Source organism: Nonomuraea sp. NPDC050202 (assembly GCF_040656115.1).
Classification (GTDB): Bacteria; Actinomycetota; Actinomycetes; order Streptosporangiales; family Streptosporangiaceae; genus Nonomuraea.
Genome location: NZ_JBFALF010000008.1, coordinates 351,692 through 364,291 on the forward strand (window position 1 = coordinate 351,692; position 12,600 = coordinate 364,291).

The window sequence follows — 12,600 nt, forward strand, 5'->3', positions numbered from 1 at the left end:
GTCACCGCCGCTCCGCGCGGCCCACGTCCTCGGCCTCCTGATCGGGGGCCAGGACGATGTCGAAGCGCACGCGCGTCCACGGGCCGGTGACCTCCCGGCCGCCGGGGGCGGGCGTGCCGGCCTCCTGCCTGGCGAAGTCCCTGATCAGCGACTCCTTGACACCGAAGACGCTGTCGCGCTCCAGGTAGGCGCAGCCGCGGACGAAGATGTGCGTCACCAGCGTGCGCAGCCCGCCGGCGGAGACCATGAAGTGCAGGTGGGAGGCGCGCATCGGCGAGCGCCCCGTGGCCCGCAGCAGGTCGCCGACCGGGCCGTCCGACGGGATCGGGTACGGCGTCGGGGTGACGGCCCAGAAGGCGAAGCATCCCTGGTCGTCGCTGTGGAGGTGGGCGCGGCCCGCGGTCCGGTCGTCGCCGTACTGGACGTCGTAGCGGCCGTCGGCGTCAGCCTCCCACACCTCGATCCTGGCATGCGGGACGGGCTCGCCCGCGGTGTCCCTGACGACGCCCTCCACCCAGCACGGCTCACCGGGGGCGCCGCCGGACATGTCGCCGCCGATCGGGATCTCCGGGGAGCCCTCCACGAAGAACGGCCCGAGCACGGTCGCCTCGGTCGCGTCGCCGCGCGCCTCGTTGTTGACCGCGATCGTCTGCATCGACAGGCCGAGCACGTCGGACAGCAGGACGAACTCCTGCCGCCGGTCGTCGGTGATGTGCCCGCACGCGGTGAGGAAGCCGATCGCCGCCTCCCACTCCCGCGTGGTCGGCCGGGTCTCACGGACGAAGGCGTGCAGGTGCCCGGCCAGAGCCTGGAGGAGCTGCTTGAGCCGGGGCGACGGCGTGCCGTCGAAGGCCGCCAGCACCTGCCGGACCAGGGCCTGCTCGCGGGCGGCCTGCTCGGCGGAGATGTCCTTCACGGGCGGCGCTTGCTGGCTCATGACTCACTATGACACGCTCGCCCCGGCTCCCGCTCAGCCCGCCGGGAACATGGGCGGCTCCTGCTCGGGGGTGAGCGCGGTGGGCCCGAAGAGCCAGTCCACGTAGGTGTAGTCGTGGACGTCGCGCCCGCGCAGCACGCCGTTGCGCCACAGCCGCTTGTCGCCGTCGTGGTGCCACAGCTCGCCCCACGCGCGCGCGGTGGTCAGCACGCGCCGGCAGTGCTCGGTGCGGACCGCGTTGTACGCCGCCAGCGCGGCGTCCCAGTCGCCCCCGCCGCTCCCCACGTGCTCGGACAGCACCCAGGCGTCCTCGATGGCCATGACCGCGCCCTGCGCCAGGTACTGCAGCGGCGGGTGCGCCGCGTCCCCGGTGAGGACGATCCTGCCGCTGACCCAGTTCATGATCGGCTCGCGGTCGAACATCCGCCACCAGCGGTCGCGCCACATCAGCGGCAGCCCGGCCCGCACCTGCCCGCAGGTGTCCTCGAAGGCCGCGTCGAGCTCGTCGGGCGTGCCCCAGTCCGCCTCGCCTGCCAGCGCCCTGCGCGACTCGAACACCGCGACCTGGTTGAACATCTCGCCCTGGCGCAGGGGGTACTGCACGAAGTGGCAGCGGGGGCCGACGTAGACGACCACGTCCTTGGCGTGCACGTCTAGGCCGGCGACCCGGTCGAACGGCACGGCACCCCGGTAGGCGACGTAGGCGGAGTTGACCGGCTCGTCATCGCTCAGGATCCGGCGGGCCACCGAGTGCAGGCCGTCCGCCGCGATCACCACCGCGCCGCACTCCCCGCCCCCGTCGTGCACGGCGACCGCGCCGTCCGCGGCCTGCTCGTACCCCGTCACCGCCACGTCGGTGACCAGGTCCACCCCCGCCTCCCGGCAGGCGCGCAGCAGCGTGCCGTGCAGGTCGCTGCGGTGGATCACCATGTACGGGAAGCCGTAGCGCCGCTCCACGTCGCGCAGGTCGAGCCTGGTCAGGACGCTGCCGTCGACGGCGTCCTTCATGACGATGTTCTCCGGGAGCACGCCGAGCGAGGTGATCTCGGCGAGCAGGCCCCAGCGGTCGAGGATGCGGGTGCAGTTGGGCGCGATCTGCAGGCCGGCGCCGACCTCGCCGAACTCCTGCGCCCGCTCCAGCACCCGCACCCGCAGGCCCTTGCGGCTGAGCGCGAGGGCGTTGGACAGGCCACCGATGCCGCCGCCCACGACGACCACATCGACGTCGTTACTGGCCACCTGAGGGGCTCCTTCCATCGTTGCGCTGCCTGGCGTGCGCTGTCCGGCGTGCGCTGTCCGGCGTGCGCTGCCTGGGGGTGCTTTTCACAGCCACCGCGGCAGGGCGGGCGCGGGCCGGTCGCCGGGGCCGGCCGCGCGGCCGGAGAGGTAGGCCGCCAGTTCGGCGAGGGTGCCGGTGACGTCCGCGGGGTCACCGGTGCCTGAGACGGTCCACGTGCCGCCGTGGCCGGTCGCCGTGAGGGCGAGCGCGGGGCCGTCGCCCGCGCCGGACCGCTTGGCGGTGATGTCGTCGATCAGGGCGGCCAGGAAATCGGCGGGCAGGTCGCCGAAGCCCACCCCGGCGCCGAGGTCGACGGCGTGCACCATGACCTCCCTGGCGCGCATCCACGGGATCTCGGCCGCGGGGACGGTGCGGCCCTGGGCGGTGCGGACGGGGTGGCTCCACCGGCGCTCGTCCAGCTCGGACAGCCGCCGGTCGAGGAGCTCCGCGGAGCTCGCGGCCCAGGAGCGCAGCTCGGCCGCGGAGCGCAGGGCGCCGGCCTGGATGTCGGCGTCGCGCTGCGCGAACGAGGCGTACATCGGCCGCTCCTCGCCCGTACGCGCCCAGTGCGCCAGGTTGAGCAGCGCGTCGGCGTTGGCGGCGACGTGGGCGAGCAGGTGCCTGCCCGTCCAGCCGGTCAGCGCCGTCGGCACGTCCAGCCGATCGTCGGGCAGTCCGGCCAGCGCCTCGAAGAACGTGTCGGTGCCCTCGGCCATCCAGCGCAGGCTGTCGGCCAGGCTCCGCTGGGCGGCCATCAGGCCGTGTGCCCGGGGGCGGGCGCAGCAGCGGGCGCAGCGGCGGGCGCAGCGGCGACACCGGAAGCGGCCCCGGAGGCGGGCGCACTCGCGACGCCAGAAGCGGGCCCGGAGGCGGGCGCACCCGCGACGCCAGAAGCGAGCCCGGAGGCAGGCGCAGGGGCGGGGCCGGTGGCGGCTTCTGCGGCCGGCTCCGCCACGGCCCTCGACTCCGAGCGGCCCAGGCCGGTGATCTCGGTGGCCAGGACGCTGCCGTCCGCGAGGTAGCGGGCGGGCTTGCGGGCGTGCCCCACCCCGCCGGGCGTGCCCGTCGCGATGACGTCGCCCGGGTCGAGGGTGAGGATCGTGGAGACGTACCGGACCAGCGCGACGGGGTCGAAGACCAGGTCCGCGGTGTCGGCCTGCTGCACCACCTCGCCGTCCACCCATCCGGTCAGGGTGAGCGAGGGGCGGGTGCCGCCGGGCAGGTCGCCGGGCGTGACCAGGTACGGGCCGAACGGCGTGCTGGCCTCCCAGGTCTTGCCCTGCAGCCAGACCGGGGAGCGGTACTGCCAGTCGCGCATGGTGACGTCGTTGAGCACGGCGAACCCGGCGATGGCCGCGTCCGCCTCGGCCTCGGTGGCCCGGCGTACCCGACTGCCGATGACGACGGCCAGCTCGGCCTCCCAGTCCACCTGCTCGGACTCGGGCGGCAGCAGGATCTCGTCGTACGCGCCGACGAGCGCCTCAGGGTACTTGGCGAACAGGGTCGGGTACTGCGGCAGCTCCCGGCCCATCTCCAGGATGTGCCTGCGGTAGTTCAACCCGATGCAGATGATCTTGCCGGGCCGCGGCACGACGGGCGCGAACCCGGCGCTCTCGACGGCGCCGCCGTCCGCCCGTGCGGCGTGCTCGGCCCAGCCTGGCTGGGCCAGCAGCTCGCCCACGTCGGCGAGGCCGAGGTCGACGAGGGTGTCCCCGTCCACGCGCACGGCCCTGGTACGGCCGTCGGCGGTGCGGATGGTGGCGAGCTTCATGCGTTCCTTCCCTCCACGGCGACGCGGTCGAGGTGAAGCGCCTCGAAGACCGGCCCGTCGCTGAACCTGAACAGATCGAGGGCGCCCGAGTCGGAGTCGGAGGCCGAGGCGTCGGATCTGGCCGAGAACGGCAGCCAGGACGGGACGACGAACAGGTCGCCGCGCGTCACCGACCACGAGCTGTCGCCGACCGTGACGCGCCCGCTGCCGTCGAAGACCTGGTAGACCGAGGAGCCGGCCTCGCGGCGGGGCGCGGTCTCGGCGCCGGCGCGGATCCTGTGCATCTCCGCCCGGATGGTCGGCAGCACGTCGCCGCCGGTGGTGGGGTTGGTGTAGCGGACGGCGGCGTGGCCGGGCTCGACCGTGCCGGCGTACCCCTCCGCCTCCAGGTCGAGCTGGTCGGACAGCGCGCGGTCCGTGTCGGCCCAGCGGTAGGCCAGCAGCGGGGTGCCGGGCTGCGGGCCGGGCGCGGAGACGGGGCGCAGGCCCGGGTGCCCCCACAGGCGCTCGGAGCGGGAGCGGTCCGGGGTGATGCGCTCGGCCTCGGAGATCCGGTCCCGGCCGAACTCGAAGAACTGCGCGTCCACGGCGTACTGGAACGGGATGTCCAGACCGTCGATCCAGGCCATCGGCTCGGCGGCGCCGTTGTGGTGGGCGTGCCAGTTCCAGCCCACCTGGGGCAGGAAGTCGCCGCGCCGCATCGGCACCGGGTCGCGCCCGACGACGGTCCACACGCCCTCGCCCTCGACGACGAACCGGAACGCGTGCTGGGTGTGCCGGTGCTCGGGGGCGTCCTCGCCCGGCATCAGGTACTGGATCGCCGCCCACAACGTCGGCGTGGCGAACGGCCGGCCGCCGAGTGAAGGGTTCGCCAGCGCGATCGCCCGCCGTTCCCCGCCGCGGCCGACCGGCACCAGGTGGCCGGCCCGGTCCGCCAGGGCCAGCAGGCTCTGCCAGCGCCACAGGTGCGGGACCGCCTTGGCGCGCGGGTGCGGCGGCATCAGGTCGCCGATCTCGGTCCAGAGCGGGATCAGCAGCTCCTGCTCGAAGCCGCGGTACAGCTCTTCCAGCGCGGGCGACGGTGGCGGCTGGTCCGGGGCGTCGACCACGGCGAGGCGCACGGGCTGGTTCGCGGTCTGGGTCATGCTGGCTCCTTCGTCGATGACACGGCGTCGGCGTGCGGCTCGATGCTGTGGTGCCAGCTTGTAGCCTGGGCGTCCCAGAAGAACAGGACATTCTGCTGTGAAGAATCCGCCGAACTACGCCATCCGCAGCGTCGACCTCGCCCTTCAGCTCGCGGTGATGCTCCAGGTGGAGGGCCCGCTCGGCGTCGGTGAGGCCGCCGAGCGGCTCGGCGTGGCGCCGTCCACCGCGCACCGGCTGCTGGCCATGCTGGTGTACCGGGATTTCGCGGTGCAGTCCGAGGACCGCCGGTACGCGGCCGGGCCCGTCCTCTCGCTGGGCGCCGGTTCCCTGTCCCACACCTCGCGGCTGCGCGCGACCGCCATGCCGCACCTGTCGGCGCTGGTCGAGCGGGTCCGTGAAAGTGCCAACCTGGTGATCCTTTCCGGTGATCACGTACGGTTCATCGGCACGGTGGAGTGCGACCAGGCGCTGCGGGTGGGCAACCGCGAAGGCATGGTCTTCCCCGCCCACCTGGCCTCCGGGGGCAAAGTCATCCTCGCCGACCTGCCGCCCGAGCGGCTCGACCTGCTCTACAGCGAGGACAAGTGGGCCGACCGGCCCGATCAGCGGCCCAACCTGGGGGCGCTGCGCCGCGAGCTGCGCACGACGCGCGAGCGCGGCTTCGCCATCAACGCGGGCAGGACCGAGGCGGGCGTCACCGCCGTCGGCCGGGCCGTGCGCGGCGAGGACGGCACGGCGCATGCGGCCGTGACGGTGTCGATGCCCACCACGCGGTTCTCGCGGGACCGGCTGCCCGCCCTGGTCGGCGCGCTGGCCGTGACCGCGCGCGACATCGAGGAGGAGATGCGCGGCGCCGCCGGGTGAGCCCCGGGTCTGTCAGCACATGGTCCAGCTCGTCGACTTGCTCTTGCGTACCGGGGAGGTGAGCTGGAAGACGACCGTGTGGGTGGAGCCCAGCTCGGGGGTGATCTGCTTCTTCGAGCCGAAGTAGTCGCTCTTGCCGTAGGACGGGATCCTTCTGGAGCCGCTCTCGATCACCTGGCCGTCCACGATCCACTGGTAGGAGAACGGGGCGCCCTCCCGGCTCGCGTCCAGGCCGACGCCGAAGCCCAGCGTGCCCGTGTAGCAGGTGACGCCCTCGGTGTTGATCTTGGAGCTGCCGGCGACCCGCACGTAGGAGAGGCTGAAGGAGGCGGCCGCGGCTGCCTTGGTCCTGCTCGCGGTGGGTGACGGGCGGGTGGTCGTCGGCCGGGCGGTCGTCGGCCGTTTCGACGGGGTGGGCCGGGCGGTCGTGCGCGCCTGGGACGGGGTGGGGCGGGGACGAGTGGTCCTGACAGTGGGCGACGGCGTGCTCTCGGGGGTGCTCCTGGAGCTGGATGGCGACGGGGTGCGGGCCCGCTTCCTGCTCCTGGAGGGCGAAGGGGACGGCTCGCCGGAGTCGGCGGCCAGCACGGGCTGGACGGGGTCCTCGTCCGAGCGCGCGTTCCACACGGCGACCCCGGCCACCAGGCACGCGGCCAGCGCTCCCGAGAGCGCGGCGATCACGGGCAGGCGCCGCTTCGGGCGGCGCGGCGGCAACGTGCCCGCCGGGTGAGCGGGCCCCCGGCCGGGGGGCGGCGGGAAGTGCGGGACGGCCTGCCACCCGCCACCCGGTACGGCGTGGTGGCCGCCTGCGCCCGGCGCGACCGGCTCACCACCTCCCGGAAGGCCGTGATGACCGCCTGCCCCGGGGGCGGCCGGGTGGGCAGGGCGGCTCCCGCCGAGGAGGCGTAACAGCACGTCCTGCATGCCTGGGCGGGCGGCCGGGTCCTTGGCGAGGCAGGCGTGCACGACCGGGCGCAGCGGCTCCGGCAGGTCGCCCAGGAACGGCTCGTGGTTGAGGATGCGGTTGATGACCGCGGGCAGCGAGTCGTCACCGAACGGCGGCCTGCCCGTGCCGGCGAACACCATGACCGAGGCCCAGGCGAACACGTCCGCCGCCGGGCCGACGTACGCGCCCGCGAGCTGCTCGGGCGCCATGTACGCGGGCGTGCCGACGATGCCGCTGGTGACGGTGAGCGCGGAGTCGGCGGCGCGGGCGATGCCGAAGTCGATGACGCGCGGCCCGTCCCGGCCGAGCAGCACGTTGGCGGGCTTGAAGTCGCGGTGCACGACGCCCGCCTGGTGGATGGCGGCCAGCGCCGTGGCGGTGCTGACGGCCAGCCGTTGCAGGTCGGCGCCGTGGTGACGGCCGGCCTGCTGGAGCGAGGGCCCTTCGACGTACTCGCTGACGATGTACGGCCGCCCGCCCAGCGACGCGTCGAGCACCTGCGCGACGCAGAACGGCTCCACCCGCCGCGCCGCCGCGATCTCCCTGGCGAACCGGTCGTCACCGCGCGCGGACTCCCGCAGCACCTTGACAGCGACGGGCCGCCCGTCCGGTGCCTGCGCGAGGTAGACGACACCCTGGCCGCCCTCGCCGAGCCGCCCGACGATCCGGTAGGAGGCGATCGCCTCGGGGTCATCCGGGCGCAGCGGTTCGGCACGGGGCATGAGCGGCGTGACTCCTGTGACAGCCGGGACGGACCCATGCACCTTAGCGGGATAAATCCGGCTTTGTGGGCCGTTCCGCCGCTCGCGAGCCGTGTCAGCGCGCCGTGGCCGCCTGCTTCTTGCGGGCCCGGTACGCCGCCGCCTTGACCTTGTTGCCGCACGACTCCATGCCGCACCACTCCCGCCGCCCGCCCCGCGACCGGTCGATGAAGACCTTGGTGCACTCCGGGTTGGCGCACTCCTTCATCAGCGGCACGTCCGGTCCGCTGAGCAGCTCGATGGCGTGCCGCGCCACCGTGGACAGCGCCTGCTCAGGAGTCGCCTCCGTCCACCGGCCGGCGGCGGTGAGCCGGGGCGTCGCGGGCGGCGTGCGGGCCGCCTCGTTCACCAGCGCGAGCGCCTGCTCGTCGTAGCCGTCGCCCGCGAGCCGGGCGGTGACCAGCGCGTAGATGGCCTCCCGCACCTCCACGGCCCGCGCGAGGTCCCCCTCCTGGCAGGCGGGCGCCGCGTTGACGAGGCCGCACTCCACGTACCAGGAGTCGAGCGTGGCGGGGGCGTCCAGCGTCTCGAAGCGCGCCGTACGGCGGGCGCGCAGGGTGCAGGCGAAGTCGAGCGCGGGGTTGCCGCACAGGAAGACATGGTTCACATCACCAGTTTGACAGGTGACGTCCAGGTCATGCAATCGGGAGGAGATGAGTGCGAAATGAAACAGCTCCGGGTTTGACTGGAGCCCGTACCGATCAACCCCACACATTCCGGGAACCTCATGAAAAGATTGCTGCTCGCTCTCCTCCTGGCCCTGGCCGTGCTCCCCGCGACCGCCGCCCACGCCCGTCCCCCCGCCGTCGTCTTCGACACCGACATGGACTTCGACGACGCCGCCACCCTGGCCTACCTCGCCCAGGAGCACCGGGCAGGCCGCATCGAGCTGCGCGCCATCACCGTGACGAACAGCGGCGCCGGCTTACCCGGCCGGGCGATCCGGCACGCCAGATGCCTGGCCGAGCGGCTCGGCCTGAGCGGCGTGCGGATCGCCGACGGCTCCGCCACCGGGCCGAACTCCTTCCCCGCCGACCTGCGCCGGCTCTTCGACCGGGTGCTGACGGCCGCCACCCCCGGCTGCGCGGGCGACGAGACGCCGTCGGCGGTCCGCGCGCCCGACCTGATCAGGAAGTTGCTGCGGGCCGACCCCTCGACCCAGATCATCGCCACCGGCCCGCTCACCAACCTGGCCGCCGCCCTGCCCTCCTCCGCCTCCCGGCTGACCTCGATGGGCGGCGCCGTGCACGTGCCGGGGAACCTGTGCTGCGGCACGCCGCCCGAGTTCGACGGGACGCAGGAGTTCAACTACTGGCTCGACCCCGCCGCCGCGCGGGCCGTGCTCACCGGCAGCCGGGGCGCCGTGCGCATGGTGTCGCTGGACGCCGCCAACGAGGTGCCGATCACCGGCGCGTTCCTGGACCGGCTCGCCGCCGACCACCGCACCCCGGCCGCCGACACCGTGCTGGAGATCGTCACCCATCCCGAGGTGCGGCCCCTGATCGAGCAGGCCCTGCTCTACTGGTGGGACCCGCTCGCCGCGATGAGCGCCGTCCGTCCCGGGCACGTGGAGTTCACGTACGGGCGCGTGGACGTGGTGCCGAGCGGCCCGTCGGCGGGGCGCACGTTCCTGTCGCCGTCGGGAGGCCCGCTCCGGTACGGCACGACGGCCGACACCGCCGCGTTCGAGCAGCGCTTCCTCGACACCCTGAACGGGCGCCCGTGAGCACGGGGACGCCGTGGCGAAGGGACGGGCCCGAAGGGCGGGCGGCCCAGCGAGCGGACGACCTAGCGGGCGGGCGACCCCGGCAGGCAGGTCACCCGGGAGGCAGGCGTCCCTCGCGGTGAGAGCGGCCGCAAGCAGGCGAGCGGCCGTGATCGGAGGGCGACCGTGATCGGAGGGCGGCCGTGATTGGAGGGCGGCCGTGGTTGGAGGGCGACCGGCTCCGTGTTCGGCGCGGAGCCGGTGCCTCGCCGGCAACGTAGCCGTGCGGGCGCCGAGGTCTCAGGGCCGGAAGCGGTCGGTGGCCTGGACCAGCAGGCTGCGGATGCCCGGCTCGGAGCCGCCGTGGCCGGCGTCCTCGACGATCCGCAGCTCGGCTTCCGGCCAGGCCTGGTGCAGGGCCCACGCCTGGCCGGGCGGCGTCTTGACGTCGTAGCGGCCGTTGACGATGACCGCCGGGATGTGCCGGATGCGGTCGATGCCCGCCAGGAGGCCCTCCTCCGGCAGGAAGGCCCCGTTGGCGATGTAGTGGTGCGTGATGCGGGCGAAGGCCAGCAGCGCGGTGTCGTCGAGGTCGGGCGGGGTCACCGGCAGCAGCGTGTTCGCGGACAGCTCCCAGCCCATCCAGGCGCGGGCCGCGGGCACGTGCACGGCCGGATCGGGGTCGGTGATGCGGCGGCCGTAGGCGGCGACGAGGTCGTGCCGCTCGTCGGCGGGGATCGGGGCGACGAAGGCCGCCCACTCGGCCGGGAACAGGTGTGCAGCACCCGACGGTGTGAAGGACCACGCCTCGTCCCCAGGACGGACGAGCCACACGCCGCGCAGCACGAGCTCGGTGACCCGGTCGGGGTGCGCCTGCGCGTACGCCAGCCCGAGGGTGGTGCCCCAGCTCCCGCCGAAGACCAGCCAGCGCTCGACGCCGAGCCGCTCGCGCAGCCGTTCGATGTCGGCCACCAGGTGGGGTGTGGTGTTGTGCCGCAGCGAGACCGCCGGGTCGCCGGCGTAGGGCCGGCGGCGTCCGCAGTTGCGCTGGTCGAACAGCACGATGCGGTACGCGTCCGGGTCGAAGAAGCGCCGGTGGTCGGGAAGCAGGCCGCCGCCGGGGCCGCCGTGCAGGAACAGCGCGGGCTTGCCCGCCGGATTGCCGCAGGTCTCCCAGTAGATCTCGGCGCCGTCGCCGACGGGGAGCATGCCGCAGTCGTACGGCTCCGCCTTCGGATACCAGTCGATCACGCTACCGAAGATAGATCCCGCCAGGGACGCCTGCGCACCAGGGGGCGATGGCGCCGCCCACGCCCGGCCGCCGGTGACCGGCTCGCGACGGTCACGCGCGAGGCCGGCCGCACCCCGGACGCCGGTGTCCGGCTCGCGACGGTCTCGCGCGAGGCCGGGTCCCGGCGCCCGGGGTGGCCGTGTCGGTTCCCGCGGCGGCCGACCCGGAATCTCCCGCGTACGCGTGCTTCGCCCGGACGATCGCCGGCATGGCGCCGGTGCTGGAGCGTGGCGGCGTCGCCACGTCCGGGGAGGTCGGCATCGACACTCTCAACCCACCGGCTCCGCGCTGCGGTTCGTGAGCACGGCTCTGTGCTCCACCCACCGGAGCTCGCCGGCGTCCGGGCCCGCGTACCGGGCAGGGATCAGGAGTTGCAGCCGCAGCTACAGCTGCTGGAGCACGAGCAGGAGGATCCGTGTCCGCACGAGCAGGATTTCATCGTCTTTGCCGTCATACCGGATACGTTGCACGGAACGACGTTCCCTGAACTCGCCGCAAAGCAACAAACACCCCGCCCGCACGGCAGGAAGATGCGCTCTAGGCGACCGGCTCCCGATGTGGCCGCGCCACGGGGTCGCGTACGGACCGCAGGATGGTGGGGTGATGTCGATCCATTCGCTGCCAGGGGAACCGCGCCCCGAGCCGTACCGGTCCGTCGCCGTCGCGTCGGGGCCGCACCTGCGTCCCTACGTGCTGGGGTGGGCGGGGTTCCGGGCCGGGCCCGGCGGAGCGGAGGCGCCCACCAGGATGCTGCCGCTCAACGCGGCCACCCTGATCTTCGACTTCACCGGCGCGGGCCCCATCCTCACCGGCCCCCGGAGCGCCGCGACGCTCTCGCCCCGTGCTCTCTGGCGTCACGGGGTGGCGGTCGGGCTCACCCCTGCCGGGGTTTCGGCTCTGCTCGGGACGCCCATGCGCGAGGTGGCCGGCGCGACCGTGCCCCTGGCGGACCTCCTCGGGGCCGCCCGCGCCGAGGAGCTGGCCGGCCGGCTGGCGGAGCCGGCGAGCTGGGCGGCCCGCTTCGGCGTGCTGGAGCGGTGGCTGGTGGCGGCGGCGCCGCGCACCGCCGCCGCGGACTCCGACGGCCTGATCATGCACGCCTGGCGGCGGCTGCAGGAGCCGGCCAGGCAGTTGCGGGAGCCCGACGGGCACCTGCAGAAGCCGAAGGCGCGGCTGCAGGAGCCGAAGGGGCGGCTGCAGGAGCGGGAGAGGTCACTGCAGGAGCCGGAGAGGTCGCGGCCCGGGTCGGCCGGGCGGCTCACGATCGAGGCCCTGGCCGGTGAGCTGGGCGTCAGCCGCCGCTACCTGGAGCTGGGCTTCCGCCGGGTGGTGGGCCTCACGCCCAAGACGGTGGCCAGGGTCGCCCGCTTCCAGCGGGCGGTGCACGCGCTGAGCCGGCCCTCGGCCACGCTGGGCCGGGCGGTCGCGTGCGGCTACGCCGACCAGCCCCACCTCGCGCGGGAGGTCCGCGCGATGGCGGGGATGACGCCGAAGCAGCTGTTCGCATTCGTTCAAGACACCGGGCGGCTCGCGCACTAGCGTGCCCGTCCATGACGCTCACCGGGACGACGGCGCTCGCGACAGGGGTTCTCGCGGCCGATCCCACCCTCGCCGACTTCGGCCACGACCCCCTCTGGATCACCGTCGTCAAGGCCGTGATGCTCTTCGCCTTCCTGGGGCTCGGGGTCGTCTTCGGGGTCTGGTTCGAGCGCAAGCTGATCTCGCGCATGCAGCATCGCTACGGCCCCAACCGGGCCGGCAGGTTCGGCCTGCTGCAGTCGGTCGCCGACGCGATCAAGATGGGTCTGAAGGAGGACATCTTCCCGCGGACCGTGGACAGGGTGCTCTACCTGCTGGCGCCGGTGATCATGGTGGTGCCGGCGTTCCTGGCCTTCTCCAT

General features: G+C 74.0%; 13 protein-coding genes. 5 read left to right on the top strand and 8 right to left on the bottom strand.

Annotated elements, in window-relative coordinates; all coding sequences use genetic code 11:
* Nucleotide 1: 1 nt before the first annotated feature.
* From AB0I79_RS24405 to AB0I79_RS24425, 5 genes are all read right to left on the bottom strand, one after another.
* A complete protein-coding gene (locus AB0I79_RS24405) occupies nucleotides 2–937 on the bottom strand; it encodes an intradiol ring-cleavage dioxygenase (protein WP_357876563.1) in 936 nt (311 codons plus the stop codon).
* Nucleotides 938–970: 33 nt separating this feature from the next.
* Nucleotides 971–2,176, bottom strand: coding sequence for an FAD-dependent oxidoreductase (locus AB0I79_RS24410; protein WP_357876565.1), 1,206 nt, complete (start codon nucleotides 2,174–2,176; stop codon nucleotides 971–973).
* Between the two features lie 84 nt (nucleotides 2,177–2,260).
* Nucleotides 2,261–2,971: a maleylpyruvate isomerase family mycothiol-dependent enzyme gene (locus AB0I79_RS24415; RefSeq protein ID WP_357876567.1), complete on the bottom strand. Its 711-nt coding sequence runs from the start codon at nucleotides 2,969–2,971 to the stop codon at nucleotides 2,261–2,263.
* Nucleotides 2,971–3,987, bottom strand: a complete 1,017-nt coding sequence (locus AB0I79_RS24420) for a fumarylacetoacetate hydrolase family protein (protein ID WP_357876569.1) — start codon at nucleotides 3,985–3,987, stop codon at nucleotides 2,971–2,973. Before AB0I79_RS24420 ends, AB0I79_RS24415 begins: the two co-directional genes overlap by 1 nt.
* Nucleotides 3,984–5,132, bottom strand: coding sequence for a cupin domain-containing protein (locus AB0I79_RS24425; protein WP_357876571.1), 1,149 nt, complete (start codon nucleotides 5,130–5,132; stop codon nucleotides 3,984–3,986). Before AB0I79_RS24425 ends, AB0I79_RS24420 begins: the two co-directional genes overlap by 4 nt.
* 97 nt (nucleotides 5,133–5,229) lie before the next feature.
* Here AB0I79_RS24425 and AB0I79_RS24430 point away from each other — a divergent pair, with 97 nt between their 5' ends.
* Nucleotides 5,230–5,997 carry an IclR family transcriptional regulator gene (locus AB0I79_RS24430; RefSeq protein WP_357876573.1) on the top strand — a complete coding sequence of 256 codons (768 nt, stop codon included), beginning with the start codon at nucleotides 5,230–5,232 and terminating at the stop codon, nucleotides 5,995–5,997.
* Between the two features lie 12 nt (nucleotides 5,998–6,009).
* Here AB0I79_RS24430 and AB0I79_RS24435 read toward each other — a convergent pair whose 3' ends face one another.
* Entirely contained in the window at nucleotides 6,010–7,665 is a 1,656-nt protein-coding gene (locus tag AB0I79_RS24435; protein ID WP_357876575.1) for a serine/threonine-protein kinase, read from the bottom strand.
* 94 nt (nucleotides 7,666–7,759) lie between these two features.
* Nucleotides 7,760–8,311 carry a CGNR zinc finger domain-containing protein gene (locus AB0I79_RS24440; RefSeq protein ID WP_357876577.1) on the bottom strand — a complete coding sequence of 184 codons (552 nt, stop codon included), beginning with the start codon at nucleotides 8,309–8,311 and terminating at the stop codon, nucleotides 7,760–7,762.
* A 120-nt stretch (nucleotides 8,312–8,431) separates the two neighbouring features.
* On the opposite strand from AB0I79_RS24440, the gene AB0I79_RS24445 reads away from it, so the two are divergent.
* Nucleotides 8,432–9,430, top strand: a complete 999-nt coding sequence (locus AB0I79_RS24445; RefSeq protein WP_357876579.1) for a nucleoside hydrolase — start codon at nucleotides 8,432–8,434, stop codon at nucleotides 9,428–9,430.
* Nucleotides 9,431–9,709: 279 nt separating this feature from the next.
* Here the strand turns inward: AB0I79_RS24445 and pip are convergent, their stop codons facing one another.
* Nucleotides 9,710–10,660 carry a prolyl aminopeptidase gene (pip, locus tag AB0I79_RS24450; protein WP_357876581.1) on the bottom strand — a complete coding sequence of 317 codons (951 nt, stop codon included), beginning with the start codon at nucleotides 10,658–10,660 and terminating at the stop codon, nucleotides 9,710–9,712.
* Nucleotides 10,661–10,839: 179 nt separating this feature from the next.
* On the opposite strand from pip, the gene AB0I79_RS24455 reads away from it, so the two are divergent.
* From AB0I79_RS24455 to AB0I79_RS24465, 3 genes are all read left to right on the top strand, one after another.
* Nucleotides 10,840–11,001 carry a hypothetical protein gene (locus AB0I79_RS24455; RefSeq protein ID WP_357876583.1) on the top strand — a complete coding sequence of 54 codons (162 nt, stop codon included), beginning with the start codon at nucleotides 10,840–10,842 and terminating at the stop codon, nucleotides 10,999–11,001.
* Nucleotides 11,002–11,303: 302 nt separating this feature from the next.
* Nucleotides 11,304–12,239, top strand: a complete 936-nt coding sequence (locus AB0I79_RS24460) for a helix-turn-helix transcriptional regulator (RefSeq protein ID WP_357876585.1) — start codon at nucleotides 11,304–11,306, stop codon at nucleotides 12,237–12,239.
* An 11-nt stretch (nucleotides 12,240–12,250) separates the two neighbouring features.
* Nucleotides 12,251–12,600: NADH-quinone oxidoreductase subunit H (locus AB0I79_RS24465; protein ID WP_357876587.1), on the top strand; the 350-nt coding region annotated here is incomplete at its 3' end.

Bases quoted from the DNA above. Each gene is read 5' to 3' on its own strand.
- AB0I79_RS24425 (WP_357876571.1), bottom strand. From the start codon at position 5,132: ATGACCCAGACCGCGAACCAGCCCGTGCGCCTCGCCGTGGTCGACGCC.
- AB0I79_RS24460 (WP_357876585.1), top strand. From the start codon at position 11,304: ATGTCGATCCATTCGCTGCCAGGGGAACCGCGCCCCGAGCCGTACCGG.
- AB0I79_RS24435 (WP_357876575.1), bottom strand. From the start codon at position 7,665: ATGCCCCGTGCCGAACCGCTGCGCCCGGATGACCCCGAGGCGATCGCC.
- AB0I79_RS24415 (WP_357876567.1), bottom strand. From the start codon at position 2,971: ATGGCCGCCCAGCGGAGCCTGGCCGACAGCCTGCGCTGGATGGCCGAG.
- AB0I79_RS24420 (WP_357876569.1), bottom strand. From the start codon at position 3,987: ATGAAGCTCGCCACCATCCGCACCGCCGACGGCCGTACCAGGGCCGTG.
- AB0I79_RS24405 (WP_357876563.1), bottom strand. From the start codon at position 937: ATGAGCCAGCAAGCGCCGCCCGTGAAGGACATCTCCGCCGAGCAGGCC.
- AB0I79_RS24445 (WP_357876579.1), top strand. From the start codon at position 8,432: ATGAAAAGATTGCTGCTCGCTCTCCTCCTGGCCCTGGCCGTGCTCCCC.